The 26,663-nt window shown below is 73.9% G+C and carries 21 protein-coding genes; 16 read left to right on the top strand and 5 right to left on the bottom strand.

Annotated elements, in window-relative coordinates; genetic code table 11:
* Window positions 1-240 precede the first annotated feature (240 nt).
* The 7 genes from ACFYQQ_RS12040 to ACFYQQ_RS12010 all read left to right on the top strand — a co-directional run bounded on the left by ACFYQQ_RS12040 (window position 241) and on the right by ACFYQQ_RS12010 (window position 8,911).
* On the top strand, window positions 241-1,413 hold the full coding sequence (locus tag ACFYQQ_RS12040) for a sensor histidine kinase (protein ID WP_388904343.1): 1,173 nt from the start codon (window positions 241-243) through the stop codon (window positions 1,411-1,413).
* Window positions 1,414-1,471: 58 nt separating this feature from the next.
* Window positions 1,472-2,140 carry a response regulator transcription factor gene (locus ACFYQQ_RS12035; protein WP_356170101.1) on the top strand — a complete coding sequence of 223 codons (669 nt, stop codon included), beginning with the start codon at window positions 1,472-1,474 and terminating at the stop codon, window positions 2,138-2,140.
* 730 nt (window positions 2,141-2,870) lie between these two features.
* Window positions 2,871-3,983, top strand: a complete 1,113-nt coding sequence (locus ACFYQQ_RS12030) for an XRE family transcriptional regulator (RefSeq protein WP_388904340.1) — start codon at window positions 2,871-2,873, stop codon at window positions 3,981-3,983.
* 442 nt (window positions 3,984-4,425) lie between these two features.
* Complete coding sequence (locus ACFYQQ_RS12025; protein WP_355790700.1) at window positions 4,426-5,415, top strand: malate dehydrogenase; 990 nt, start codon at window positions 4,426-4,428, stop codon at window positions 5,413-5,415.
* Between the two features lie 205 nt (window positions 5,416-5,620).
* On the top strand, window positions 5,621-7,360 hold the full coding sequence (locus ACFYQQ_RS12020; protein ID WP_355790697.1) for a hypothetical protein: 1,740 nt from the start codon (window positions 5,621-5,623) through the stop codon (window positions 7,358-7,360).
* Window positions 7,357-7,716: a hypothetical protein gene (locus tag ACFYQQ_RS12015; protein WP_355790694.1), complete on the top strand. Its 360-nt coding sequence runs from the start codon at window positions 7,357-7,359 to the stop codon at window positions 7,714-7,716. Before ACFYQQ_RS12020 ends, ACFYQQ_RS12015 begins: the two co-directional genes overlap by 4 nt.
* A 163-nt stretch (window positions 7,717-7,879) precedes the next feature.
* Window positions 7,880-8,911 carry a hypothetical protein gene (locus ACFYQQ_RS12010; protein WP_356170113.1) on the top strand — a complete coding sequence of 344 codons (1,032 nt, stop codon included), beginning with the start codon at window positions 7,880-7,882 and terminating at the stop codon, window positions 8,909-8,911.
* A gap of 20 nt (window positions 8,912-8,931) precedes the next feature.
* On the opposite strand, the gene ACFYQQ_RS12005 is transcribed toward ACFYQQ_RS12010, so the two are convergent.
* Window positions 8,932-9,852: a helix-turn-helix domain-containing GNAT family N-acetyltransferase gene (locus tag ACFYQQ_RS12005; RefSeq protein WP_355794380.1), complete on the bottom strand. Its 921-nt coding sequence runs from the start codon at window positions 9,850-9,852 to the stop codon at window positions 8,932-8,934.
* 261 nt (window positions 9,853-10,113) lie between these two features.
* On the opposite strand from ACFYQQ_RS12005, the gene ACFYQQ_RS12000 reads away from it, so the two are divergent.
* The 5 genes from ACFYQQ_RS12000 (at window position 10,114) to ACFYQQ_RS11980 (ending at window position 17,355) form a co-directional block, all read left to right on the top strand.
* Complete coding sequence (locus tag ACFYQQ_RS12000; protein ID WP_356243012.1) at window positions 10,114-11,634, top strand: aldehyde dehydrogenase family protein; 1,521 nt, start codon at window positions 10,114-10,116, stop codon at window positions 11,632-11,634.
* A gap of 169 nt (window positions 11,635-11,803) precedes the next feature.
* Entirely contained in the window at window positions 11,804-13,336 is a 1,533-nt protein-coding gene (locus tag ACFYQQ_RS11995) for a GMC oxidoreductase (protein ID WP_355791723.1), read from the top strand.
* Window positions 13,333-14,430: a glycine betaine/L-proline ABC transporter ATP-binding protein gene (locus tag ACFYQQ_RS11990; protein ID WP_388904336.1), complete on the top strand. Its 1,098-nt coding sequence runs from the start codon at window positions 13,333-13,335 to the stop codon at window positions 14,428-14,430. The genes ACFYQQ_RS11995 and ACFYQQ_RS11990 overlap by 4 nt, the downstream gene beginning before the upstream one ends.
* Window positions 14,430-16,388, top strand: coding sequence for an ABC transporter permease subunit (locus ACFYQQ_RS11985; protein WP_355792366.1), 1,959 nt, complete (start codon window positions 14,430-14,432; stop codon window positions 16,386-16,388). Before ACFYQQ_RS11990 ends, ACFYQQ_RS11985 begins: the two co-directional genes overlap by 1 nt.
* A 1-nt stretch (window position 16,389) precedes the next feature.
* The gene (locus ACFYQQ_RS11980) at window positions 16,390-17,355 is read left to right on the top strand and encodes an ABC transporter substrate-binding protein (RefSeq protein WP_355792369.1); all 966 of its coding nucleotides are present in this window, start codon (window positions 16,390-16,392) and stop codon (window positions 17,353-17,355) included.
* A 61-nt stretch (window positions 17,356-17,416) separates the two neighbouring features.
* On the opposite strand, the gene ACFYQQ_RS11975 is transcribed toward ACFYQQ_RS11980, so the two are convergent.
* The gene (locus ACFYQQ_RS11975) at window positions 17,417-17,926 is read right to left on the bottom strand and encodes a carboxymuconolactone decarboxylase family protein (protein ID WP_355792371.1); all 510 of its coding nucleotides are present in this window, start codon (window positions 17,924-17,926) and stop codon (window positions 17,417-17,419) included.
* A gap of 47 nt (window positions 17,927-17,973) precedes the next feature.
* Here ACFYQQ_RS11975 and ACFYQQ_RS11970 point away from each other — a divergent pair, with 47 nt between their 5' ends.
* On the top strand, window positions 17,974-19,422 hold the full coding sequence (locus ACFYQQ_RS11970; protein ID WP_388904332.1) for a PLP-dependent aminotransferase family protein: 1,449 nt from the start codon (window positions 17,974-17,976) through the stop codon (window positions 19,420-19,422).
* 417 nt (window positions 19,423-19,839) lie between these two features.
* Here the strand turns inward: ACFYQQ_RS11970 and rocD are convergent, their stop codons facing one another.
* Window positions 19,840-21,054 (bottom strand): ornithine--oxo-acid transaminase, encoded by a 1,215-nt coding sequence (gene rocD / locus ACFYQQ_RS11965; RefSeq protein WP_355787929.1) that lies wholly within the window; start codon window positions 21,052-21,054, stop codon window positions 19,840-19,842.
* Between the two features lie 340 nt (window positions 21,055-21,394).
* On the opposite strand from rocD, the gene ACFYQQ_RS11960 reads away from it, so the two are divergent.
* Complete coding sequence (locus tag ACFYQQ_RS11960; protein WP_355787932.1) at window positions 21,395-22,840, top strand: glycine hydroxymethyltransferase; 1,446 nt, start codon at window positions 21,395-21,397, stop codon at window positions 22,838-22,840.
* A gap of 27 nt (window positions 22,841-22,867) precedes the next feature.
* Here the strand turns inward: ACFYQQ_RS11960 and ACFYQQ_RS11955 are convergent, their stop codons facing one another.
* Window positions 22,868-23,572, bottom strand: a complete 705-nt coding sequence (locus ACFYQQ_RS11955; protein ID WP_388904329.1) for a hypothetical protein — start codon at window positions 23,570-23,572, stop codon at window positions 22,868-22,870.
* Window positions 23,573-23,924: 352 nt separating this feature from the next.
* Between ACFYQQ_RS11955 and trpS the strand changes: the two genes are divergently transcribed.
* A complete protein-coding gene (gene trpS, locus ACFYQQ_RS11950) occupies window positions 23,925-24,935 on the top strand; it encodes a tryptophan--tRNA ligase (protein ID WP_356172153.1) in 1,011 nt (336 codons plus the stop codon).
* A 152-nt stretch (window positions 24,936-25,087) separates the two neighbouring features.
* A complete protein-coding gene (locus tag ACFYQQ_RS11945; RefSeq protein ID WP_355794307.1) occupies window positions 25,088-25,672 on the top strand; it encodes a 2'-5' RNA ligase family protein in 585 nt (194 codons plus the stop codon).
* Window positions 25,673-25,835: 163 nt separating this feature from the next.
* Here ACFYQQ_RS11945 and ACFYQQ_RS11940 read toward each other — a convergent pair whose 3' ends face one another.
* Window positions 25,836-26,591 (bottom strand): decaprenylphospho-beta-D-erythro-pentofuranosid-2-ulose 2-reductase, encoded by a 756-nt coding sequence (locus tag ACFYQQ_RS11940; protein WP_356172027.1) that lies wholly within the window; start codon window positions 26,589-26,591, stop codon window positions 25,836-25,838.
* Window positions 26,592-26,663 lie beyond the last annotated feature (72 nt).

Here is a 26,663-nt window from a genome sequence, read left to right as displayed (position 1 = left end):
CACGGGCCCCGGCGCCGAACTCGCCCCCCGCGGGCCCCGGTTCCCCCTCGGACGCGGCGGGTGCCGGTGACCGCCGCCCGCGTCCTGCCCCCGAACGTAGGCGCCGCCGCCCGCGCCACGCGTCCACCGGTGGTCCGAACTCCGGCCGCACCCGCGGTGGTAGCCCCCCGGTTCCTGCAACTTCCGCGGTACCGCGAAAGGTTGACGCCGCTGTCCGGGAGGCGGCGTTACGCTGCGGCGATGCGCATCCGGCCGTCCCGTCCGTTCGCCGTCGACACGCTGATCGCGGTGGCCATGGTGACCGTGGCCGTCCTGCTGGGCGGGGAGTCGGTGCGCCAGGGCTGGCCCGCGCTCGACGGACCCGCGTACGCGCTGGTGGCCCTCGCGCATCTGCCGACGGCGTTCCGTGGCAGGGCGCCGCTCGCCGTCTTCGCCGTGGTGGAGGCCGCCGCCGCCGCGTACATCACCACAGGCCACTGGCCGGTGGTGTGCACGTTCGGGCCCATGCTCGCCCTCTACACGGTGGCCTCGCTGCGCCCGGCGCGGACCACGGCCCTCTGTGCGGGTCTGCTCGTCGGGATGTGGGTCTACGCGGGCGTCGTCAGCGAGAGCGGCGCCATGGCGTCCGTCGTCGGCCAGGCCCTGCTCTTCTCCGCCGTGCTGTGGCGCTTCGGGTACGTGGCCCGGCGGTCCGCCGAGCTGACGCGTGAGCTGCGCGCCGAGCAGGCCGAGCGGGCCCGCCGCGAGGTGGCCGAGGAACGCGGCCGTATAGCGCGGGAGTTGCACGACGTCGTCGCCCACCACATGTCGGTGATCTCCGTGCAGGCGGGCCTCGCGCGTTTCGTGTTCGACTCCGATCCGTCCACCGCCCGCTCGGCGCTGGGCACCATCACGCAGACGAGCGCCGAGGCCCTCGACGAACTGCGGCGCATGCTCCAGGTGCTGCGCGAGGAGGACCTGCGGGACCCGGACGCCCGCCCCGCCGCCCCGATGCCCGGCCTCGCCCGGCTCGGCGAACTGGTCGAGCGGGTCCGGGCCGGCGGCGTCCCCGTCGACCTGCGCGTCGAGGGCACGGTGCGCGCGCTCGCCCCCGGCGTCGACCTCTGCGCCTACCGCGTCGTGCAGGAGGCGCTCACCAACGTCCTGAAGCACGCCCGCGGCGCCGGGGCCACAGTCGAAGTCGCCTACGGACGCCACGATGTGACGGTCCGCGTCACGGACGACGGGCAGGGGGTGATTCAGGACAGAGTCCCGGCCGTCGGCGGGCACGGCTTGATCGGCATGCGGGAGCGCGCCAAGCTCTACGGCGGGACGATCAGCATCGGCCCGCGGAGCGGGGGCGGGTTCGCCGTGCGGCTGACCCTCCCCACGTCGGGGCAGGCCGCACGCCAGGGGGACGACCGGACGCCATGAGCGGATCACGCACGCGCAGCGGAGCCGGCCTCCACGCCCGGCGGAGAAGGCGCACCGGATGACTCGGGTGCTCGTCGTCGACGACCAGTTCCTCATCCGGGCCGGTCTCGTGGGGCTGCTGGACGCGGCCCCCGGCTTCGAGGTGGTGGGGCAGGCGGCCGACGGCGACGAGGCCGTGCGGCTCGCGGCCGAGACCCGGCCCGACGTCGTCCTGATGGACATCCGGATGCCCGGCACCGACGGCATCCGGGCCACCGAGCGCATCCTCGCCGAGGCCGCCGAACCGGCCCCGCGCGTCCTCGTGCTGACCACGTTCGACCTCGACGAGTACGTGTACGGGGCGCTGCGGGCCGGTGCCTCCGGGTTCCTGCTCAAGGACTCGGGGCCGGAGCGGCTGCTGGCGGCGGTGGCCGCGGTGGGCGGCGGCGACGCGCTCTTCGCGCCGAGCGTCACCCGCCGCCTGGTGGAGGCCTTCGCCCGGCAGGGCGGCTCCGCGTCCGGCGGTGAACCCCCGCCGGATCTCGCCGCGTTGACCTCGCGCGAGAGGGAGGTCCTCGAACTCACCGCCCGCGGACTGTCCAACCTGGAGATCGCCGACCGCCTCTACATCAGCGAGGCCACCGTCAAGACGCATCTGAACCGCACCATGACCAAGCTGGACCTGGACAGCAGGGCCCAGGCGGTGGTGGTGGCGTACGAGTCGGGGCTGGTGACCCCCGGCGGCTGAGCCGCCCGGCCGGGACCGAAGCCGGCGTCCGTCCGGCCGGGTCCGAAGCCGGTGTCCGCCCGGCCGGTCCGAGGCGGCCCCCGTCCGGCGGGCGGGACCCGCGCCCGGGGGCGGGGTGACCGCGGCCCATCCTCTCCCCCGAGTAAGGACGAGCCGCGGCCGGGCGGGTGTTCCGCCCGGGTTCCACACTCACGCACGGTGAGCGCCCTGTTCAACAGCAGACCCTTCGCTGTGGCACGGAAGTGACCATTCCGCCACGGTGTCCGCGCTCCGCAACGGGAACCGCCCTCACCGGGCCCGGCCACCCGGTCCCGGTCCCGCCGCCGTCGCCGGTGTGCGACTGCTGGTGCATCCGGTCGGTTCCGGGACCCAAGTGACCGCGCAAGCGCTCCTCTTGTGCCGCTGTGCGGTCAAGTTCGGGATCCGCCGCGACGGCACCCCGCGGCGGGGCTAGCGTGTCCGACCGGGGCGGTCCGGGACCCCCTGTGCGAGGGACAGGGGTTCGGGAACGCGGCACGGCCGCCGTGGATGGGCCCTGGACCGCCGGCCGGCGGCGTGCGACGGTGCGAGGACCGCCTCGAAACGCTCCCGTGCGCCCCCGCCCCGGGAACTGAGAGCCTCGCCCGGAGCATCCCTGTGGGTAGCCAGAACGGGGACTCGGCACAGGGCGCCTCGCGCGGGAAGGCGCGGCGGAGATCAGGCTCGTACGGGGGGAAAAGAGGGGGAGGCAATGCCTCGTTGGAAGGCCCTGCCGGATGAACTCGATCCGCAGGTCAAGGAGTTCGCGGGTCAGCTGCGCAGGCTCGTCGACCGCGGCGGGCTGAGCGTCGCGGCGGTGGCGGACCGCACCGGGTACAGCAAGACGTCCTGGGAGCGGTATCTGAACGGCCGGCTGCTGGCGCCCAAGGGGGCGATCGTCGCGCTGGCCGAGGTCACCGGCACCAGCCCTCTGCACCTGGTCACCATGTGGGAGCTGGCCGAGCGCGCCTGGAGCCGCTCGGAGATGCGCCACGACATGACCATGGAGGCGATCCGGATCTCCCAGGCGCGCGCCGCGCTCGGGGAGTTCGGGCCGCCGCCGGGCAGCGGTACGGGCGGCAGACAGGCCCGCAGGGGCGGCAGCGCGACGGCTACACCGGGGATCGCCGGACCGGCCGGGGTGATGCCCACGGTGCCGCCCCAGCCGTCGTCGCGGGACGTGGAGGACGCCTCGCGGGGGTCCGGCGGTGACGGGGCGCACGGCTCCGGCGGGTCCGGGCGCGGCGGTGGGTGGGGGCTCACCGGTCCGCCGCCCCGCCCGTCCGCGCCGGCCGACACCCGGCCGCCGGACGGCGGTTCACCCGACGGCGCCCGGCGCAGGCGGCGCGTCACGATGTTCCTCGCGGGCACCGTCGGCACGCTCGCGGTGATCGCGGCGGCCGTCCTGCTCAGGGACGGTGGCGGGGACGGGGGGAACGAGGGCGCGCCCAGGACACCCGCCGCCTCCGCGAGCACCCGCGCCGACCTGCCGGCCGGGGTGAAGTGCAGCGGCAAGGGCTGCACCGGCAAGGACCCGGAGAGCATGGACTGCGGAGGTCAACTGGCCAGGACCACCAGCAGCGTCACCGTCGGCGCGACCCTCGTCGAGGTCCGCTACAGCAAGACCTGCGGCGCCGCCTGGGCCCGTATCACCCAGGCGGCACAGGGCGACCGGGTCGAGGTGTCCTCCGCGGCGGCGGCCGCGCAGCGGGGCTCGGTCGACGGGGACACCGACGCGTACACCCCGATGGTGGCCGTGCGGGACGCCGGTGACGCGAAGGCCTGCGCGACCCTCAAGTCGGGGCAGAAGGGCTGCACTCGGTAGGCGTGACGGCGTACGCGGGGGCGCGCGCGGTGCCCCCGCGCGCTGGTGTGCGGAAAAACATCGCCGTACGGGGGAATGGCCCACGCCGGGCGGGGCAGGCGAACCGTACCCCCACGGGATCCGGTTGCGTTCGGGAGACAGACCCCCCTTCCCGGCCACCCCGGTACCCCCCCCGGCGGCCGCCGCGTCCCCCTCTCCCGGACGGGCGGCCGCCTCTTTCGTGCCCCGTACGGCGGCTGTGGGACGGGCCACACGAGACCCGGCCGTACGGCGCCGCGGATGCGCGATAGCCTGACCGCGGATCTCTCTTGACGCCGAGAGATCGATCATCTGTACCCCTGATCGATCATTGCGGCGGTCGGCGCCGGCCATCCGGGCGGCGGCGGGGATCCTGCACCCGGGGCAGGGACGCCCCACCGCCAGCTGTCATACGGAGAACGCCATGACCCGCACTCCCGTGAACGTCACCGTCACCGGCGCGGCCGGCCAGATCGGCTACGCACTGCTCTTCCGCATCGCCTCCGGCCAGCTGCTCGGCGCTGACGTTCCGGTCAAGCTGCGCCTGCTGGAGATCACCCCGGCGCTCAAGGCCGCCGAGGGCACGGCGATGGAGCTCGACGACTGCGCCTTCCCGCTCCTCCAGGGCATCGACATCACCGACGACCCGAACGTCGCCTTCGACGGCACCAACGTCGGTCTGCTCGTCGGCGCCCGCCCCCGCACCAAGGGCATGGAGCGCGGTGACCTCCTGGAGGCCAACGGCGGCATCTTCAAGCCGCAGGGCAAGGCCATCAACGACCACGCCGCGGACGACGTCAAGATCCTCGTGGTCGGCAACCCGGCCAACACCAACGCCCTGATCGCCCAGGCCGCCGCCCCGGACGTACCGGCCGAGCGCTTCACCGCGATGACCCGCCTGGACCACAACCGCGCGCTGACGCAGCTCGCGAAGAAGACGGGCACGACGGTCGCCGACATCAAGCGCCTGACCATCTGGGGCAACCACTCCGCCACCCAGTACCCGGACATCTTCCACGCCACGGTCGCCGGCAAGAACGCCGCCGAGACCGTGAACGACGAGAAGTGGCTCGCCGAGGACTTCATCCCGACCGTCGCCAAGCGCGGTGCCGCGATCATCGAGGCCCGCGGCGCGTCCTCGGCCGCGTCGGCCGCCAACGCCGCCATCGACCACGTGTACACGTGGGTCAACGGCACCGCGGACGGCGACTGGACCTCCATGGGCATCCCGTCGGACGGCTCCTACGGCGTCCCGGAGGGCCTCATCTCCTCCTTCCCGGTCACCACGAAGGACGGCTCCTACGAGATCGTCCAGGGCCTGGACATCAACGAGTTCTCCCGCGCCCGGATCGACGCCTCCGTCAAGGAGCTCGAGGAGGAGCGCGAGGCGGTCCGCGGTCTCGGCCTCCTCTAGGCCCAGCCGGCTCACACTCCGTCAGCCCCCACCGGGAAGCACTCCGGTGGGGGCTGACGCATGCGTACGGAAAGTACGTATCGAACGTATGTGCTTTGTCGGCATATGGGCACTGGAACGGGAGTAACCCTCGCTATCGTCGTGACGGACGGTCCGCCGGGGGTTCACCGGCGGGGCCGGGGGAGACATGGCGGGGGTGGTCCCGTTGACGGGATCGGATCGGCGGTACGCGCACAGCGAGTCCACGCGGCTGCTGTGCGCCGGGGTACATCTGGACACGCGGTTCAGGGCGCGCGTCATCGACGAACTCATCGGACACGAGGAGCGGCCGGCCGCTCCGTCGCTGGGCGTCGACGTCGTCTCGGTGCTCGCGCACGCCGTGCGGGCACGGCGGCAGGAGGTGTCCACCGCGCTGTTCCTGTGCGCGGTCTGGGTCGTCTTCCTCGCGGCGGAGGCGGCGATGGCGGGGCAGGCCATGGAGTCCGCCGGAGAGCCGGTCCCCGGCCTCGCGGAACTCGACGCGCTGCTCAGCGCCTCCACCGTCTTCTTCTACGCGGGCGTGTGCGGGCTGCTCTGGGCGGCAGGGGCGGCCTCGGGCGAGGGCACGACCATGTACGCGGTGAGCCGTGCGGAGTCCAGGCGGCTCCGGCTGCCCCGGCGGGCGACCGCCTGGGGGCTCACGCTGCTGGCCCGCGGCCTGGAACTCGTCTACTGGGGGTACGCGCTCCACCGGCTCCCGGACGATCCGTTCCCGCTGCTCTTCCCGCTCGCGATCACCTTCGCCACCTGGGTGCACCGCTCCCGCGTGGCCGAGGTGATGCGCACGGAATTGGGCCGGGACGCCTTCCCCGGTACGGCGCCCGCGACGCCCGCCGGGAGCGAGCGCCAGGTGCGGGTCGCCCGCGCCATCACGTGGGAGCAGCACGCGGGCGTCGCGCTCTACGACGCCCACCGGCCGTTCGTGGGCGCCGGGAAACCGCACGAGCCCTGGTCGTTCGCCATGGAGATCACCCCGGCCAGGCGGCTCGGGCGCCTGAACGGGGGCCTGCCCGACGGGTACGGCGGCGGTCTGCCGGTCGATCACGAGGCCGATGACGACGAGGCCGGCGGCCCGGCCCGGGTGCGGCTCACGAACCGCCAGATCATCGACCTGGTCCGCCCGAAGCTGGAGGCGCTGCGCGAGTCGGCGGCGCTGACCAGCCGCGACCGGCTCAAGGACCTGGAGATCGAGGAGTTCGTCTACCTGCCCTCCGGGGTCGGCCGCGGCGCGGGGGTGTACGACGCCGCCTCGGTCCGGACGCACGTCGAGGGGGCGGTCGACGAGGGCGGCGAGGCGCGCCGGTACTTCCTCCGGGTCCGGGTCGGCGCCTGGCACGAGCAGGTGGTGGTCTCGGTGCTGGTCCGCGTCCACACCCAGGGCCGGATGCTGGTCCTGGAGGTCGTGCCGCACGTCCTGGGCCCGATCGCGGAGGAGTACCGGCACGTGGACCTCATCGCGGCCCGCCGCGAGGACGAGGCGCTGCGCGAGGGCGTACGGACGCTGCTGTCCGGACCCGCGACGAACGTCGTGGCCGGGATCTCCGCCGTCCGCACCCTCGCCCAGTGCCTGCGGACCTGGCTGGCCCACCCCGAACAGGCGCCGCCCGACGCGCCGTTGCTCTCCGTGCGGGAGCTGGGCAGCACGGACCGGCTGTCACTGTTCCAGGAGATGGACGTCAGCCGGTACGTCAAGACGGTCGAGGACCGCATCGCGAGCGGGGTGCGCGAGGCGCTGCGGCGCAGCGGCTGCGAGACGGGCAGTTTCGAGCAGAACATCGTCAACGTCGCCGCGGGCGGCCAGTTCATCGGGCAGATGAGCGGCGGGACCGCGGTGGGCCGGATCAGCAGGAGCGCCGTCACGACAGGCAGCGGGGGCGCGGTCTACGGGGAAGGGGACACGGGATGAGCGACGGCACGGGAGGGCGGGTCGGCCGGATCGACCGCAGCGCGGTGAGCTTCGGCGACCACGGCAGGGCCGAGTACCGCGAGGCACCGCGGACGGCGGCCGACGAGGCGACCGAGGCGCTGCTGGAGGCCGTCCGCACCCTGCGGGAGCATCTGCCGCTGCTCACGCGGACCGAGGGGACGGCCGTACTGGACGGTGAACTCGCCGTCGTACAGGGGGAGATCGAGCGGGCCGGAGCGGTCGATCCGCAGCGGCTCGGACGGCTGCGGCTGCGGCTGGAGACCGCCGCAGCCGCGGTGGCCGGGCTGGCGTCGACGGCGGCCGTGGTGCAGGCGATCGCGCAACTCGCGCGCTAAAACCAGCTGTTCGGGCCAAGGGGGTCCGTGGCGGGCGGGCGTCCGGTGGCCGTGGTGCCGCTGGGAACGGCTGCCGCTGCGGCACCCGGGGTGATCCGAGGGGCACCCCGCCGGTCAGGCCCGGGTCGCGTGCGATCGCGGGGGGTGAGGAATGGGGAACGACATGCGACAGCGGTGGGACGCCGACGGCCAGCGGTGGGTGGACGACGACGGAGCGGGCGGGTCGGCCGGACGGCCGGGCGGTGCCGGGCCGGCGCGGGACCCGGAGCGGGAGGGCGGCGGGCCGGACGGCGCGGGCCCGGGCGGGGCGGCGCGGGATCCGCAGCAGCAGTGGTGGGCGTCGGCGCAGACGCAGTCGGCCGTGTTCCCGCAGCCCCCGCCGCCCCCTCCTCCGCAGGGGCAGCCGCAGGCCCCGCCGCAGCCCCAACCCCCTTACGCGGGGCCGCAGTCGTGGGGTGCACCCGTGCCCGGCACCGGTCCGCCACCGCCCGGGCCGGGCAGCCCACGCAGGCTGCTCCTCGTCATCGTCGCCGTGGCGCTGCTCGCCGGGGGCGTCGGCGGCGGGGTGTGGGCGCTGAACCGCGACGACTCCACCGACCGGGCCGGCGGGGCGCGGTCGTCGGTGACGGTGACCGCCACGCAGGGGGTCCCCTCGGCCCAGGGATCGGGGAGCGAGGAGGGCGGGGGCACCCTCGCGGAGGGCGGGTCGCCCACGGCGAGCCCTTCCGCGTCACCGTCCCCCGGCTACAGCCGGTCGGTGGACGCCGTCGGCTACACGGTCGACGTGCCGGAGGGCTGGGTCCGCTCGGTGGACCGGCGCGCGGGGAAGCCGTCCGTCGTCCACTACACAGCCCCCGGCGGCGGCGCCGAGCTGGAACTGTTCGAGGTCATCGAGAGCAGCCCGGCCGACTCGCTGTACCAGGCCGAGAACGACCCCTCGTTCGGGTTCGTCACCAAGCTGGCCGGCTACCGCGTCCTGGACCGGCAGTCCGGTGACGACTGGGCCGAGATCGGCTACCGCTACGACGACGTGCAGGACGGCGCCCTCCAGGTCGTCGACCACCGCTTCCAGGCGGCGGACGGCACGGCGTACGCGATCCGCTCCGTCGGCGCCGAGGGGACGGACGTGCTGAGTCCGCTGCGGGCGGCGCTCAGTTCGTTCTGCCCGACGGGCGCGAGCTGCCCGAGCGCCTGACCGGCCGGCCGCGCGACCCGTCAGCCCGGGATACGCGAACCCGGCCGGCCCGGCGTGCGGCCGAGGCGCTTCTCGAACCAGTGGGCGGCGTAGACGTTGTCGTCGTAGCGCGGGATCTCCGTGTACCCGCAGGCCCGGTACATGGCCTGGGCCTCGGTGAGGACGGCGTGCGTGTCGAGCCGCACGGTGCCGAGGCCGCGTTCCAGGGCCTGGCGCTCCAGCTCCCGCAGGATGCGCCGGGCCAGTCCGAGCCGCCGCGCGTCCGGGGTGACCCACACGTGCCGGATCTCGCCCACGCCTCGTCCGAGCCGGCGCAGCGCCCCGCACCCCACGGGCCGCCCCTCCTCGTACGCCACGACGAAGGCGCCCGCCCGGCCCGAGACCTCGGTCGGCCGGACCAGCGCCGAGGCGTCGAAGCCCTCCGGGAAGCGCGCGTCGAGGTCGGCCGCGTACGCCGCGAGGCACGTCCGCGCGTCGCGGGAGGCGCCGTCGACGACCTCGACGGCGATGGCGGCGAGCCGCAGCAGCCGCTCGGTGACGGCGACGGCGGCGGTCAGCTCGCCGCGCTGCTTCTCGCTGAGCCCCCGCAGCAGCCCGGCGGCGAGCCCGTCGGCCCGGCGGTTCTGCTCCGTCACCTCCGCGCGCCCGGCGGCCGTCAGCTCCGCCACGCGCAGCCGGCTGTCGTCGGGGTGCACGGTCACCCGGATCAGTCCCTGGGCCTGCAGGGTCTTGGTCATCCGGCTCAGGTACCCGGCGTCGAGCCCCAGCCTGCACCGCAGCTCCCGCAGCGAGGTGCCCTCGCCCACCTCGAAGAGCAGGCGCGCCTCGCCGAGCGGACGCTCCCGGCCGAGGTAGTGCTCGTCGAGCGCTCCGACCCGCCGGGTGAAGTACCGGTTGAAGCGGCGAAGCGTCCGTACGTCGTCCACTGAGACTGGCTCCATATTTCTTTGACCTTAGTCAAAGAAAAGGCCGTGTGTCCATGGCTGCGCGGGGGCGCAGGGCCGCGAAAGGGCCCCTGAGTGGCACGGTATGCCCCGTTTCGCCGGGCGGTGACCCCATTTCCCGTGGTTATTCAGTGACCCCGCGCACTTTCGGCCAGGGGTTCGCATGCATGAGGGGCCGATGGGCAGGTGCTCACGGCCCCCAAGGGTGACCGAGCGTGACGCAGGGGCAGGAAACAGGAACGGAAGGCGATGCCGCTCATGGCGCGACAGACCGAACGACAGGCACAGCAGACCATCCACGCGGGCGGGCAGTGGCGCGACGCCGCTTCCGGTGCCACGCGCGAGATCCTCGATCCCGCGGATGCCGAGCCGTTCGCCTTGGTCGCGGAGGGTGACGAGAAGGACGTGGACCTGGCGGTCGAGGCCGCCCGGCACGCCTTCGACGAGGGGCCCTGGCCCCGCACCCCCGTCGCCGAGCGCGCGGCCCTGCTGCGCCGCGTCGCCGACCTCCTCGTGCGCGACCGCGAGGAGCTGGGGCTCCTGGAGAGCCGCGACGCGGGCAAGACCGTCGAGGAGGGGCGCGTCGACATCGACTGCGTCGCCGACGCCTTCCGGTACTTCGCCGACCTCGTCGTCGGGGAGGGCGGCGGGCGCGTCGTGGACGCCGGCTCCGCGGACGTCCACAGCGTCGTCGTGCACGAGCCGGTCGGCGTCTGCGCACTGATCACCCCCTGGAACTACCCGCTGCTCCAGGCCAGTTGGAAGATCGCTCCGGCGCTCGCCGCGGGCAACACCTTCGTGGTCAAGCCGAGCGAGATCACCCCGCTCACGACGGTCGCCCTCGTGGAGCTGCTCGTCGAGGCCGGACTCCCCGCCGGGGTCGCCAACATCGTCACCGGCCCGGGCCACACCGTCGGCGCGCGGATGGCCGAACACCCCGGCGTCGACCTGGTCTCCTTCACCGGCGGCCTGGTCAGCGGCACGAAGGTCGCACAGGCCGCCGCCGTCACCGTCAAGAAGGTCGCCCTGGAACTCGGCGGCAAGAACCCCAACGTCGTCTTCGCCGACGCCTGCGCGACCGAGGAGGGCTTCGACACCGCCGTCGACCAGGCGCTCAACGCCGCGTTCATCCACAGCGGCCAGGTGTGCTCGGCGGGCTCCCGCCTCATCGTCGAGGAGTCCGTGCGCGAGCGCTTCGTCGCCGAACTCGCCGCCCGCGCCGGGAGGATCAGGCTGGGACGCGGCACCGAGGACGGTGTCGAGTGCGGCCCCCTCGTCTCCGCGCAGCAGCGGGAGAAGACCGAGGCGTACGTCGCGTCCGCCCTCGCGGAGGGCGCGGTGCTGCGCAGCGGCGGCAAGCGCCCCGAGCCGTCCGAGGCCAGGCCGGCCACCGGCTACTTCTACGAGCCGACGGTCCTCGACGGCTGCCACCGGGAGATGAGGGTGGTCCGCGAGGAGGTCTTCGGGCCCGTCCTGACCGTCGAGACCTTCCGGACCGAGGACGAGGCCGTCGCGCTGGCCAACGACACCGAGTACGGGCTGGCCGGCGCCGTGTGGACCGCCGACGCCGGCCGCGCCCGCCGGGTCGCCGGACGCCTCAGGCACGGCACCGTCTGGATCAACGACTTCCACCCCTACCTCCCGCAGGCGGAGTGGGGCGGCTTCGGCAAGAGCGGCGTCGGGCGCGAGCTCGGACCCGCGGGCCTCGCCGAGTACCGCGAGGCCAAGCACGTCTACCAGAACCTCGCGCCGAAGCCCGTCCGCTGGTTCGCAGGCTGACACCGGCCCCGCCACCACCACCCGACCGGACCGCCCGACAGCGCGCACGCACCCCCAGCCGGACCGTCCCCCCGACACCGGCGCGCGCCGACCGGACCGTCCCCCCGACCGCCGCGCACCCACGACCGATTACGCGCAGCACCTTGTACGACCGGAGGAGCACCTCTTCATGTCCGAGCACGAGAACACGTACGACTACGTCGTCATCGGCGGCGGCACCGCGGGCTCCGTCATCGCGTCCCGCCTGACCGAGAACGCGGACGTCACCGTCGCCGTCATCGAGGGCGGCCCCAGCGACGTCGACCGCGAGGACGTCCTCACCCTGCGCCGCTGGATGGGCCTGCTCGGCGGGGAGCTGGACTACGACTACCCGACCACCGAGCAGCCGCGCGGCAACTCGCACATCCGGCACAGCCGCGCCCGGGTGCTCGGCGGCTGCTCGTCCCACAACACGCTCATCGCGTTCAAGCCGCTGCCGTCCGACTGGGACGAGTGGGAGACGGCGGGCGCGCAGGGCTGGGGCGCCGCCCCGATGGAGCCGTACTACGAGCGGCTCCTGAACAACATCGTGGCGGTGGACGAGAAGGACCGGAACGCCATCGCCCGCGACTTCGTCGACGCCGCGCAGACCGCGCTCGGCGTGCCGCGCGTGGAGGGCTTCAACAAGAAGCCGTTCACCGAGGGCGTCGGCTTCTTCGACCTGGCCTACCATCCGGAGACCAACAAGCGCTCCAGCGCGTCCGTGGCGTATCTGCACCCCGTCATGGACGAGCGGCCCAACCTGACGATCCTGCTGGAGACCTGGGCGTACCGGCTGGAGCTGGAGGGCACCCGCGCCACGGGGGTGCACGTCCGCGGCAAGGACGGCACCGAGACCCTCGTACGGGCCAGGAACGAGGTGCTGCTGTGCGCGGGCGCCGTGGACTCGCCGCGGCTGCTGCTGCACTCCGGCATCGGTCCCCGGCAGGACCTGGAGCGGCTCGGCATACCCGTCGCGCACGACCTGCCCGGGGTCGGCGAGAACCTGCTCGACCACCCCGAGTCGGTGATCGTCTGGGAGACCGACGGACCCATCCCCGAGAACTCCGCGATGGACTCCGACGCGGGCCTGTTCGTGCGCCGGGACCCCCGGCAGCCGGGCCCCGACCTGATGTTCCACTTCTACCAGATCCCGTTCACGGACAACCCGGAGCGCCTCGGCTACGAACGCCCCGAGCACGGCGTCTCGATGACCCCGAACATCCCCAAGCCGCACAGCCGCGGACGGCTCTACCTGACCAGCGCCGACCCGGCCGAGAAGCCCGCCCTGGACTTCCGCTACTTCACCGACGAGGACGACTACGACGGCCGCACGCTCGTCGACGGCATCAGGATCGCGCGGGAGATCGCGAAGACCGAGCCGCTGGCCGGCTGGCTCAAGCGCGAGGTGTGCCCCGGGCCCGACGTCACCGGCGACGAGGAGCTCGGCGAATACGCGCGGCAGGTCGCGCACACCGTGTACCACCCGGCGGGCACCTGCCGGATGGGCGACCCGGAGGACGAACTCGCCGTGGTCGACCCGCAGTTGCGTATCCGCGGACTCGAAGGCATCCGGATCGCCGACGCGTCCGTCTTCCCGACCATGCCCGCCGTGAACCCCATGGTCGGGGTCCTCATGGTCGGCGAGAAATGTGCCGATCTGCTCGGAGGCGAGGCCCGATGACCGCGATCCTGGAAACCCCGCAGACCCCCGGGAAGCCGGCGGACGCGTCCCCCGTGTTCTCCGTGCGCAACCTGTGGAAGGTCTTCGGCCCCAAGGCCGAGCGCGTGCCCGCCGATCCCGAGCTGGCCGCGCTGTCGCCCGCCGACCTGCGCGCCCGCACCGGCTGCACCGCCGCCGTCCGCGACGTCGGCTTCGACGTGCACAGGGGCGAGGTCTTCGTCGTCATGGGCCTGTCCGGCTCCGGCAAGTCCACGCTGGTGCGCTGCCTGACCCGGCTCATCGAGCCGACCTCCGGCGAACTGGCCATCGACGGCGAGGACGTGCTCGCCATGGACCGCGGGCGGCTGCGCGAACTGCGCCGCCGCCGGGCCGCGATGGTCTTCCAGCACTTCGGCCTGCTGCCGCACCGCTCCGTCCTCGACAACGTCGCCTACGGCCTGGAGATCCAGGGCGTCGGCCGCGCGGAGCGCCGCGAACGAGCCGCCGAGGTCGTCGCCAAGGTCGGCCTCGAAGGCATGGAGCAGCGCAGGCCCGGACAGCTCTCCGGCGGCCAGCAGCAGCGCGTCGGACTCGCCCGGGCGCTCGCCGTCGACCCCGAAGTCCTGCTGTTCGACGAGCCGTTCAGCGCGCTCGACCCGCTGATCCGGCGCGACATGCAGGAGGAGGTCATCCGCCTGCACCGCGAGGAGGGCCGCACGATGGTCTTCATCACCCACGACCTGAACGAGGCGCTGCGTCTCGGCGACCGCATCGCCCTGATGCGCGACGGGCGGATCGTCCAGCTCGGCACCCCCGAGGAGATCGTGGGCTCGCCCGCCGACGACTACGTCCGCGAGTTCGTCCGCGACGTGCCGCGCGAGCAGGTCATGACCGTACGGTCGGCGATGCGCGCCGCGTCCGCCGCCGAGGCGGGGCGCGGCCCGGCCGTCGCCCCCGGGGCGACGGTCTCGGAGGCCATCGAGGCCGTCGCCCGCTCCGGCTGCCCGGCGCGCGTGGTGGACGACGGCCGGTGCGTCGGGGTCGTCGACTCGGAGGCGCTGCTCGGAGTGGTGGCCGGCACGGACCGGTCCGGCGACGGCGAGGGGGCCCTCTGATGGCCACCGCCACCGCGCCCGTCGGCCATACGGGCCCGGCGGACCGGGCCAGGAACCTCCTGCGCCACCGGGGCGCCGGCAAGCTCCTGCTGCTCGCCGTGATCGCCGCCGTAGCCGTCCCGCTGCTCGACGCCCGCTGGTCGAGCGGCTCCTGGCCGCACGCGCTGACCGTCGACCTCACCGGACCGCTCGGCACGACCAGCGACTGGATCGTCGACAACCGCGACAGCCACCCGCTGTTCCTGTACTTCTTCGGCCACGTCAGCAACGCCGTCGTGCTCTCCGTGCGCGCCGTCTACCTGGTGCTGCTCGCGGCGGGCTGGGCCGGCGTGACCGCCGTCGCGGCCGCCGTCGCCTGGCGGGTCGCCGGGGTGCGGCTCGTGCTCGGCACGGCCGCCGCGTTCCTCGCCTGCGGGCTGCTCGGCATGTGGGTGCCGACCATGCAGACCCTGGCGCTCATGGTGGTCGCCGTCGTCGTCTCCGTCGTGCTCGGTCTGCTGCTCGGCCTCGCGGCGGGCCTGTCCGACCGCACCTTCCGGGCGCTGCGCCCGGTCCTCGACACCATGCAGGTGCTGCCCGCCTTCGCCTACCTGCTGCCCGTCGTGCTGGTCTTCGGGATCGGCGTCCCCGCGGCCGTCCTCGCCACGGTCGTGTACGCCGCCCCGCCCATGGCCCGGCTCACCGCGCTCGGCCTGCGCGACGCGGACACCGGCGTCATGGAGGCCGTCGCCTCGCTCGGCGCCACGGCCCGCCAGCGGCTGCTCACCGCCCGCCTGCCGCTGGCCCGCAAGGAACTCCTCCTCGGCCTCAACCAGACGATCATGATGGCGCTGTCCATGGCGGTCATCGCCTCCGTGATCGGCGCCGGCGGTCTCGGCGACCGCGTCTACCAGGCCCTCGCCTCCGTCGACGTGGGCGCCGCCCTCGCGGCCGGCATCCCGATCGTGCTGCTCGCCGTCGTCCTGGACCGGGTGACCGCCGCGGCGGGGGAGCGGCTCGGGGCGGACACCGAGGCGAAGGGCCCGCACTGGGCGTACCCGGTCGCCGGGGCCGTCGCCGTGGCGGTGGCCGGCCGGCTCGCGGGGCGCCTCGACTGGCCCGACGCCTGGACCGTGCACATCGCCGAACCGGTGAACCACGCCGTCGACTGGATGACCGACCACCTCTACTCGGGCGTCCCCTACGTCGGCGGCACCGCCGACTGGGCGGGCCACTTCACCACCTGGGTCCTCGACCCGCTCCGCGACGGCCTGCAAGGGCTGCCCTGGTGGGCGGTGCTGCTGCTCGTCGCCGCCCTCGCCTGGCTGATCGGCACCTGGCGCACCGCGCTCACCGCCGTCCTCGCGATGGCCGCGATCGGTGTCCTCGGCGTCTGGAAGCCGTCCCTGGACACGCTCTCGCAGGTCCTCGCGGCCGTCGCGGTGACCCTGGTCATCGGCTTCGCGACCGGCGTCGCCGCCGCCCGCAGCGAACGCGTCGAGCGGGTGCTGCGCCCGGTCCTCGACGTCTTCCAGACGATGCCGCAATTCGTGTACCTGATCCCGGTGGTGGCGCTGTTCGGCATCGGCCGGGCGCCCGCCGTGGCCGCGGCGGTCGTCTACGCGCTGCCCGCCGTCGTCCGGATCACCACACAGGGGCTGCGCTCGGTCGACCCGGCCGCGCTGGAGGCCGCGCGCTCGCTCGGTGCCACCAGCGGACAGCAGCTGCGCCAGGTCCAGCTCCCGCTGGCCCGCCCGGCCCTGCTGCTCGCCGTGAACCAGGGCGTCGTCCTGGTCCTGGCCGTCGTCATCATCGGCGGCCTGGTCGGCGGCGGCGCGCTCGGCTACGACGTCGTGTTCGGCCTCGCCCAGGGCGATCTGGCCACCGGACTGGTCGCCGGCGCGGCGATCGTCTGCCTCGGCCTGATGCTCGACCGGGTGACCCAGCCGACGCGGCGCCGCACCGAGAAGGGAGCGTGACATGTCCCGCACGCTGACGAAGACACGTATGACCGCCGCCCTGACGGTGCTGGCGCTGGCCACCGGCTGCGGCGCCGCCGACATGACGAAGCAGGGCTCGCCGTTCGCCAACGCCCGGGGCGCGAAGACGGTGACCCTGTCGGTGCAGTCGTGGGTGGGCGCGCAGTCGAACGAGGCCGTCGCGCAGTACCTCCTCGAACACGAGCTGGGCTACCGCGTCGACACCGTCCAGGTCGACGAGGTGCCCGCCTGGGACGCGCTCAGCCAGGGCCGCGTCGACGCGATCCTGGAGGACTGGGGCCACCCGGAGCAGGAGAAGCGGTACGTCGAGGACAAGAAGACGATCACCCGCGGCGGGAAGCTCGGCGTCACCGGGCACATCGGCTGGTACGTCCCCACGTACTTCGCCGAACAGCACCCGGACGTCAAGGACTGGAAGAACCTGGACAAGTACGCGGACCGGATGCGCACCGCGGAGAGCGGCGGCAAGGGCCAGCTGCTCGACGGCTCCCCGTCCTACGTCACCAACGACAAGGCGCTGGTGGACAACCTGAAGCTCGACTACCAGGTCGTCTTCGCCGGGTCCGAGGCCGCGCAGATCACCCAGATCAAGCAGTTCGCCAAGGAGAAGAAGCCCTTCCTCACCTACTGGTACTCGCCCCAGTGGCTCTTCGAGAAGGTGCCCATGACGGAGGTGAAGCTGCCCGCGTACAAGGAGGGCTGCGACGCCGACCCGGAGCAGGTCGCCTGCGCCTACCCGCACACCCCGCTCCAGAAGTACCTCAACGCGGACTTCGCGAAGAAGGGCGGCAAGGCGGCGCGGTTCCTGAAGAACTTCCGGTGGACGACGGAGGACCAGAACGAGGTCTCCCTGATGATCGCCGACGACAAGCTGTCGCCCCAGGAGGCGGCCGAGAAGTGGGTCCGCTCGCACGAGTCGACCTGGCGGGCGTGGATGCCGTCCTGACCTCCGGTACCGGCCGCCGGGCGCCTCGCAGAGGGCACCCGGCGGCCGGCCGCCCCGCCGGTTACTTGTGCTGACCCGCCTCGTAGTGGCCGGGCACGAGCCGGCAGGTCACCCCGAAGCGGTTCCAGGCGTTGATCACCGTGATCGCGGCGATCAGCTGCGCCAGCTCGGCCTCCTCGAAGTGCTTGGCGGCCGTCGCGTAGACCTCGTCCGGCACGAAGCCGTCCGTCAGGACGGTCACCGCCTCGGTCAGCTCGATCGCCGCGAGCTCCTTCTCCGTGTAGAAGTGCCGCGACTCCTGCCAGGCGCTCAGCTGAAGGAGGCGCTCGACGCTCTCGCCCGCGGCCAGCGCGTCCTTGGAGTGCATGTCCAGGCAGAACGCGCAGTGGTTCAGCTGGGACGCGCGGACCTTCACCAGCTCCAGGAGCACGGGGTCCAGCCCGCGCCGGGCCGCCACGTCCAGCTTGACCATGGCCTTGTAGACGTCGGGCGCGAGCCTCGTCCAGTCCAGCCGGGGGCCCTCCTCGGGGGTGTACTCGGGGGTCGTCGTGTTGTCGTCGTTCGTCGTCATGCCCTCGACCCTACGAGCGGAGTAGCCCAGGAGTATGGTCCATTTACATGGCGGAACAGTGGGCCACTTCCCCGGGTGCCGACGGCGGCGACGAGCGCGGTCCGGGTGCCGCGAGGGGCGCCTCGCTCGGCGTCGACCTGCACCTCGAACCGTCCGGCCCGGGCGTGCGCCGGGGCCTGACCGACGCCCTGCGCGACGCGGTCCGCGGCGGCCGCCTCGCCCCCGGCACCCGCCTGCCCTCCTCCCGCTCCCTCGCCGCCGACCTGGGCATCGCCCGCAACACGGTCGCCGACGCCTACGCGGACCTCGTCGCCGAGGGCTGGCTCACCGCGCGCCAGGGCTCCGGCACCCGCGTGGCCGAGCGGACGGTCCCGCAGCCGGCCCCGGAACCGTCCCCCGCCGGCCGCAGACAGGGCCGCCCCGCCTACGACCTCGTCCCCGGCACCCCCGACCTCGCGTCCTTCCCGCGCGCCGAGTGGCTCAGGGCCGCCCGCCGCGCCCTGACCGCCGCCCCGTCCGGCGCCCTCGGCTACGGCGACCCCCGCGGCCGGCCCGAACTGCGCACCGCGCTCGCCGGCTACCTCTCCCGGGCCCGGGGCGTACGCGCCGACCCGGACCGCATCCTGATCTGCTCCGGGTTCCTCGGCGGCCTGACCCTGCTCGGCGCGGTGCTGCGGCAGCGCGGCCTGCGCACCCTCGCCGTGGAGTCCTACGGGCTCGACGTGCACTGGAACCTGCTGCACCGCTCGGGCCTGCGCACCGTGCCCCTGCCCTTCGACGGCCTCGGCACCCGCCCGGACGACCTGGCGGGCACCCGGGCGGTGCTGATGACGCCCGCCCACCAGTTCCCGATGGGGGTGCCGCTCCACCCCGACCGGCGGGCGGCGGTCGTGGACTGGGCCCGCCGCACCGGCGGCCTGATCCTGGAGGACGACTACGACGGCGAGTTCCGCTACGACCGCCAGCCGGTGGGCGCGCTCCAGGGCCTCGGCCCCGACCAGGTCGTGTACATGGGCACCGCCAGCAAGTCCCTCGCCCCCGGGCTGCGCCTCGGCTGGCTGGTGCTGCCCCCCTCGCTGGCCGCCGAGGTCACGGCGCTGACGGACGGCGGCGGCTGGTCCTCCGGGGTGCTGGACCAGCTGACGCTCGCGGAGTTCATCACCTCGGGCGCCTACGACCGCCACGTCCGCGCCGCGCGCCTGCGCTACCGGCGGCGGCGCGACGCCCTGGTCGCCGCGCTGGCCGCCCGCGCCCCCGAGGCGCGCCCCACCGGCATCGCGGCGGGCCTGCACGCCGTCGTCCGGCTGCCGCCCGGCACGGAACAGGCGACGGTCCGCGCGGCGGCCTGGCACGGCCTCGCCCTGCACGGCCTGTCCCGGCACCGCCACCCCGACGCCGTGACCGACCCCCTGGACGCGCTCGTCGTCGGCTACGGCACACCCCCGGACCACGCCTGGGCGGGAGCGCTGGACGCGCTGTGCCGGGCCCTGCCGTAGCGGCGCCCGGACGGTGCCCTAGGGCCTGTCGTTTGGATCAGGCCGGTGTCGCGGGGTCTGGTGCGCACATCTGCGGCGTTGTCGTCGGTCGCCGACTCCCCCACTCTCGGCTCCGCTCGAGCGGGGGGACCCCCATCGCTTCGACTCCCTCCTCCGCCTTGCAGCTGCACGCACCAGACCCCGCTCGGGTCGGCCGGGACGAACCGTCTGTCACGGCCGACCTGATCCAAACGACAGGCCCTAGGTCGTGTCCGCGAAGTCCCGCCTGTTCCGCGACGCCTGGCACGCACTCTCGCCGCACCGGGCGAAGCCCCGAGTACGTCCAGTACGAGGGTCTCCGCCCGACACGGCGAGAGGACGCACCAGACGCCCCGGAACCCGCCCTCCGGGCGGACGACGGGACTTTGCGGACACGACCTAGAGGCCCAGCACGCCCCGCAGTTGGGCGAGCCCCCAGTCCAGGTCCTCCTCGGAGATCACCAGGGGCGGGGCGATCCGGATCGTCGCGCCGTGGGTGTCCTTGACCAGGACGCCCCGGTCCATCAGCTTCTCCGAGACCTCCCGGCCCGTGCCGTGCTCGGGGGCGATGTCGACCCCCGCCCACAGGCCGCGTCCGCGCACCGCCGTCACCCGGCCGGTGTCCGCCAGCCGGCCCAGCTCGCGGTGGAGACGGTCCCCCAGCTCGGCCGCCCGCCGCTGGTACTCGCCCGACCTGAGCATCGCGATCACCTCCAGCGCGACCGCGCAGGCCAGCGGGTTCCCGCCGAACGTCGACCCGTGCTCGCCGGGCCGGAACACGCCGAGCACCTCGGCGCTGGACACCACCGCCGACACGGGGACGACGCCGCCGCCCAGCGCCTTGCCCAGCACGTACACGTCGGGCACGACCCCCTCGTGCTCGCACGCGAAGGTCCGCCCGGTGCGCCCGAGCCCCGACTGGATCTCGTCCGCGACGAACAGCACGTTCCGCTCCCGGGTCAGCTCCCGCACCCCCCGCAGATAGCCCGCCGGCGGCACCAGCACCCCCGCCTCGCCCTGGATCGGCTCCAGCAGCACCGCCACCGTGTCCTCGGTGACCGCCGCCCGCAGCGCCGCGAGATCCCCGTACGGCACGACGTCGAAGCCCGGCGTGTACGGCCCGAAGTCCGCGCGTGCCTCCGCGTCCGTGGAGAAACTGACGACCGTCGTCGTACGCCCGTGGAAGTTGCCGGCCGCGACCACGATCCTGGCCCGCCCGTCCGGGACGCCCTTCACGCGGTAGCCCCACTTCCGGGCCGTCTTCACCGCGGTCTCCACCGCCTCCGCTCCCGTGTTCATCGGCAGCACCAGCTCCATGCCGCACAGCTCGGCCAGCTCCGCGCAGAACGCGGCGAACCGGTCGTGGTGGAACGCCCGCGAGGTCAGCGTCACCCGCTCCAGCTGCGCCTTGGCCGCGTCGATCAGACGGCGGTTGCCGTGCCCGAAGTTCAGGGCCGAGTAGCCGGCCAGCAGGTCGAGGAAGCGGCGCCCCTCGACGTCCGTCATCCAGGCGCCGTCCGCCGTCGCCACGACGACCGGCAGCGGGTGGTAGGTGTGCGCGCTGTGCGCCTCGGCCGAGGCGATGAGCGCCTGTGCGGTCTTTCCAGCGGTCACGGGATCTCCGATTCTCACGGCGGGGGAGCCGCGTAGGGCCGGGCCGGGGCGGGGAGCGGGCGGGGCCGGGACTGTGGGCTCCTTCCTATCGTCGCTCGCATGGTGGACCGGGGAACCCCCTGATCCGGCGCGCCCGGTAGGCTGACCGCGGGCCGTGACTGGCGCGCTGGGATGGGACCGACCATCGGGGAGCGGCCCGTGCCGTGGACTGCCGGGGACCCGTCCCGGACCCCGGGCCGGGACAGGCCGAGGGGACCGGAGGGCCGCGCGGGAGGACACGGGCACCGAGTGCCGAGCGCCTGGGCCGAACCGTGATCGAACGCCACGACCGGAGGCCGTCATGCCAGAGCCCCTCTCCACCGAGTCCACCGCTTTCCGCAGCGCCCTCGACGTGATCCGGGCCGTCGAACCCCGGGTCGCCGACGCCATCGGCCAGGAGGTCGCCGACCAGCGCGAGATGCTCAAGCTGATCGCCTCCGAGAACTACGCCTCCCCGGCCACGCTGCTGGCCATGGGCAACTGGTTCAGCGACAAGTACGCCGAGGGCACCGTCGGCCGCCGCTTCTACGCCGGCTGCCGCAACGTCGACACGGTCGAGGCCCTCGCCGCCGAGCACGCCCGCGAACTCTTCGGCGCCCGCCACGCCTACGCCCAGCCGCACTCCGGCATCGACGCCAACCTCGTCGCCTTCTGGGCCGTCCTCGCCGACCGCGTCGAGGCCCCCGCCCTCGCGAAGGCCGGCGTCCGCAACGTCAACGACCTCTCCGACGCCGACTGGGCCGAGCTGCGCCACGCCTTCGGCAACCAGCGCATGCTCGGCATGTCCCTGGACGCGGGCGGTCACCTCACCCACGGCTTCCGCCCGAACATCTCCGGCAAGATGTTCGACCAGCGCTCCTACGGCACCGACCCCGCCACCGGCCTCATCGACTACGAGGCCCTGCGCGTCTCCGCCCGCGAGTTCAAGCCGCTGATCATCGTCGCCGGCTACTCGGCGTACCCCCGACTGGTGAACTTCCGTCTCATGCGGGAGATCGCCGACGAGGTCGGCGCGACCCTGATGGTCGACATGGCGCACTTCGCGGGCCTGGTCGCCGGCAAGGTCCTCACCGGCGACTTCGACCCGGTCCCGCACGCCCAGATCGTCACCACCACCACGCACAAGTCGCTGCGCGGCCCGCGCGGCGGCATGGTGCTGTGCGACGACTCCCTCAAGGACCAGGTCGACCGCGGCTGCCCGATGGTCCTCGGCGGTCCGCTCCCGCACGTCATGGCCGCCAAGGCCGTCGCGCTCGCCGAGGCCCGCCGCCCCGAGTTCCGCGACTACGCGCGCGCCGTCGTCGACAACGCCCGCGCCCTCGCCGAGGGGCTGACGCGCCGGGGCGCCACGTTGGTCACCGGCGGCACCGACAACCACCTGAACCTGATCGACGTGGCGTCCTCATACGGTCTGACCGGTCGTCAGGCGGAGACCGCACTGCTCGACTCGGGCATCGTCACGAACCGCAACGCCATCCCCGCCGACCCGAACGGCGCCTGGTACACCTCCGGCATCCGCATCGGCACGCCCGCCCTGACCACCCGCGGTCTCGGCACGGCCGAGATGGACGAGATCGCGGGTCTCATCGACCGCGTCCTCACCGCCGCCGAGCCGGGCACCACCGCCAAGGGCGCCCCGTCCAAGGCGCAGCACGTCCTCGACCCGAAGATCGCCGACGAGATCGCCCACCGGGCCACCGACCTGCTGGCCGGCTTCCCGCTGTACCCGGAGATCGACCTCGGCTGACCCCGGCCGCCGGGTCACCGGCCGGGTTCACCGGTCGATCAGCTCCCGCCGTGGTTCCCGCGGCGGTCCGGCCCCGCGCCGGGCCGCCGCGGCCCGCAGCAGGACGGTGCCGCCGCAGCCGAGGGCGAGCCCCGCGGCGAGCCCCCACAGCGCCCACCGCGCCCGGTCCCGGGGCGCGGGCGCCGCCGCGTCCGGGGCGTCGCCGAGCGGCCCGAAAAGCTCCCCGTCCAGGCGCTCGTAGACGGACCGGGAGGCGCGGTGCCAGCGGATGTCGTCGTCCGGCACGTCGGGCGCCGGGTCCGAACGCACCCAGGGCGTGCCGTCCTCCGCGAGGAAGAGCTGGTCCGCGCGCCGGACGGCGACGTCACCGCCCGGCGAGCGGTCGGTCTGCGGCCAGCCCCCGACTCCGGAGATCCCCCAGACGACGGTGGCCCGCACGCGCGGGAAGTCGCCCTCCGTCCACTCCGCCGGTACGCGCTCCGTGCCCGTGTACGCCGGCTCCAGCAGCTGCCACAGCCGGGCGAAGTCCCGCTCGCCGGAACGTAGCGCGACCGTCCGCCCGGTGTCCCCGGCGACGACCAGCGCCCGGTCCGGCGCGTTCCTGCCGGGGAGGTGCTGGTCGTCCTGTGCGGCGCCCGCCCCGCCCGCCCCGCACAGGACGACCAGCACCGCCGTGAGGAACACCGGCCAGGCCCGTGTCCGCACCCGTACCCGTCCGACCGTGGCCCGCATGCGCCCACCCCTTTCTCGGACCCGCACTCTCCCGCCTCGCGGCGCGTGTGTCACGCCTCACGTCCCCGATCGGACGTCCCCCGCCCGCCGCGGCCCGCGCTGTGTTCCTCGTCTCACCGGCGACCGCACGGCAGGAAGGGCCTTCCACCCCCCCGATTCCCGCCCGGAATGTCCGTACCGGCGGGAACGCGACGTCGCGCCCCCGCACCTCGGCCGCGCCGTCCGGCCCTGATCGGTTCCCGTCTGTTCCCGGCCAGTTCCGGACCGGGTCGGGGTACCTGAGAGAATGGTGAACATGGCCTCTGACCGCCCGCCCGTCACCCACCACCGCCCCCAGGGGGATGGCTCCGCCATGCAGCGTCGTCCGCGAGTGCTCTCCGGGATCCAGCCCACCGCAGGCTCGTTCCACCTCGGCAACTACCTCGGCGCCGTCCGCCAGTGGGTGGCGCTCCAGGAGTCCCACGACGCGTTCTACATGGTCGTCGACCTGCACGCGATCACCGTTCCGCAGGAGCCCGCGGCCCTGCGCGCCAACACCCGGCTCGCCGCCGCCCAGCTGCTCGCCGCAGGGCTCGACCCGGACCGCTGCACGCTGTTCGTCCAGAGCCACGTCCCCGAGCACGCGCAGCTCGCCTGGGTCATGAACTGCCTCACGGGCTTCGGCGAGGCGAGCCGCATGACGCAGTTCAAGGACAAGTCCGCCCGGCAGGGTGCCGACCGCGCCTCCGTCGGCCTCTTCACGTACCCGGTCCTCCAGGTCGCGGACATCCTGCTGTACCAGGCCAACGAGGTCCCGGTGGGCGAGGACCAGCGCCAGCACATCGAGCTGACGCGCGACCTCGCCGAGCGCTTCAACGGCCGCTTCGGCGAGACGTTCACGGTCCCGAAGCCGTACATCCTCAAGGAGACGGCGAAGATCTTCGACCTCCAGGACCCGTCGATCAAGATGAGCAAGTCGGCGTCCACGCCGAAGGGCCTCATCAACCTGCTCGACGAGCCGAAGGCGACCGCCAAGAAGGTCAAGAGCGCGGTCACCGACACGGACACCGTCGTCCGGTACGACCAGGAGCACAAGCCGGGTGTCAGCAACCTGCTGACCATCTACTCCACGCTCACCGGAGCCGGTATCGCCGATCTGGAGCAGAAGTACGCCGGCAAGGGCTACGGTGCGCTCAAGACGGACCTGGCCGAGGTCATGGTCGACTTCGTGACGCCGTTCCGGGAGCGCACCCAGCAGTATCTGGACGACCCGGAGACGCTCGACTCGATCCTGGCCAAGGGTGCCGAGAAGGCCCGCGCCGTCGCCGCGGAGACGCTCTCCCAGGCGTACGACCGGGTCGGTTTCCTGCCGGCCAAGCACTGAGCGCCGCGCCCGGCGGACCGTACGGGTTCCGTACGACATCCGGTACCGGGCCGCGCCGCCGTACAGTCGATAGCTGATGCAGTGGACGCCCCCTGCCCAAGGGACGCGAAGGAACGACCGGGCGACCGGCTCGACCGACGACAGGAGACGACGTGGGGACCGTAACGATCGGTGTGTCGATCGCGGTCCCGGAGCCTCACGGCAGCCTGCTCCAGGAGCGGCGCGCGGGCTTCGGCGACCCCGCGGCTTGTGGCATCCCCACGCACGTCACCCTGCTGCCGCCGACCGAGGTGGACGCCTCGGCGCTGCCGGCGATCGAGGCGCACCTCGCCGAGGTGGCGGCGGCCGGGCGCCCGTTCCTGATGCGGCTGGCGGGCACGGGCACGTTCCGGCCGCTGTCGCCGGTCGTCTTCGTCCGGGTCGTCGACGGCGCCGAGGCCTGCGGCTGGCTCCAGAAGCAGGTCAGGGACGCCTCGGGGCCCGTGGCCCGCGAGCTCCAGTTCCCGTACCACCCGCACGTCACGGTGGCGCACGGCATCGACGACGCCGCGATGGACCGGGCCTACGAGGAGCTGTCCGGGTACGAGGCCGAGTGGCCGTGCACCGGCTTCGCGCTCTACGAGCAGGGTGCCGACGGGGTGTGGCGCAGGCTGCGCGACTTCCTGTTCGGCGGCGCGGTGGTGCCCCCGCAGGGGGGCGCGCCCGCGGAGCGGGACACGACGCTTCCGGCGCGCTGACGCCGGCGAGGAGCAGCCGGCGTCAGCGCCCGGCACGCCCGCTGCCACGGGGAGACCGCAGCCGAGCCCGTCGTGAGTCCGTCACGCCGGGCCCGTGACCACGTACGCCGGACGAGGGCGCCCGGGAGGGCCCGGCGAGCGCGCCCGGCGCCTCCTGCCGCCGTCAGACGGGCAGTCGCCGGAACACCGAGCGCGGCACGTGCCGCAGCGCCGCCATCACCAGCCGCAGGGCGCCCGGCACCCACACGGTCTCGGAGCGCCGCCGCAGTCCCGTCTCGACGGCCAGCGCGACCGCCTCGGGCGTGGTCGCCAGCGGCGCCTCGGTCATCCCGGCCGTCATCCGCGTCCGCACGAACCCGGGGCGGACGACCATCACGTGCACGCCCGTGCCGTACAGCGCGTCGCCGAGACCCTGCGCGAAGGCGTCCAGGCCGGCCTTGCTGGAGCCGTAGATGAAGTTGGAGCGCCGGGCGCGCTCCCCGGCGACCGAGGAGAGCACCACCAGCGAGCCGTGGCCCTGGGTCTGCAGCGCCCGGGCGCTCACCAGGCCGGCGGAGACCGCGCCGGTGTAGTTGGTCTGCGCGACCCGCACCGCGGCGGCGGGCTCGTTCTCGTCGCGCGCCTGGTTGCCCAGGACGCCGAAGGCGAGCAGCACCATGTCGATGTCGCCCTCGGCGAAGACCTTGCCGAGGACCGTCTCGTGGGAATCGGGGTCGAGCGCGTCGAAGGCGACGGTACGGACGTCCGCGCCCAGCGCCTTCAGGTGGGCCGCGGCCTTGTCGAGCGCGGGGGAGGGGCGGGCGGCGAGCCACACCGTGCGGGTGCGGCGGGTGATCAGCCGGCGCGCGGTGGCCAGCGCGATCTCGGACGTGCCGCCGAGGATCAGCAGGGACTGCGGGATGCCGAAGGCGTCCTTCATGAAAACACTCCTGGGGGCGAGCCGATGGGACAGCACTCTTCTAAGGGGCGGGCGGAGGGGGCGCTCGCGGGG

It is taken from the genome of Streptomyces sp. NPDC005496, from assembly GCF_042872045.1.
Classification (GTDB): Bacteria; Actinomycetota; Actinomycetes; order Streptomycetales; family Streptomycetaceae; genus Streptomyces.
Note: the sequence above shows the minus strand (reverse complement) of the source record. Positions and strands in the feature narration are given on the sequence as shown.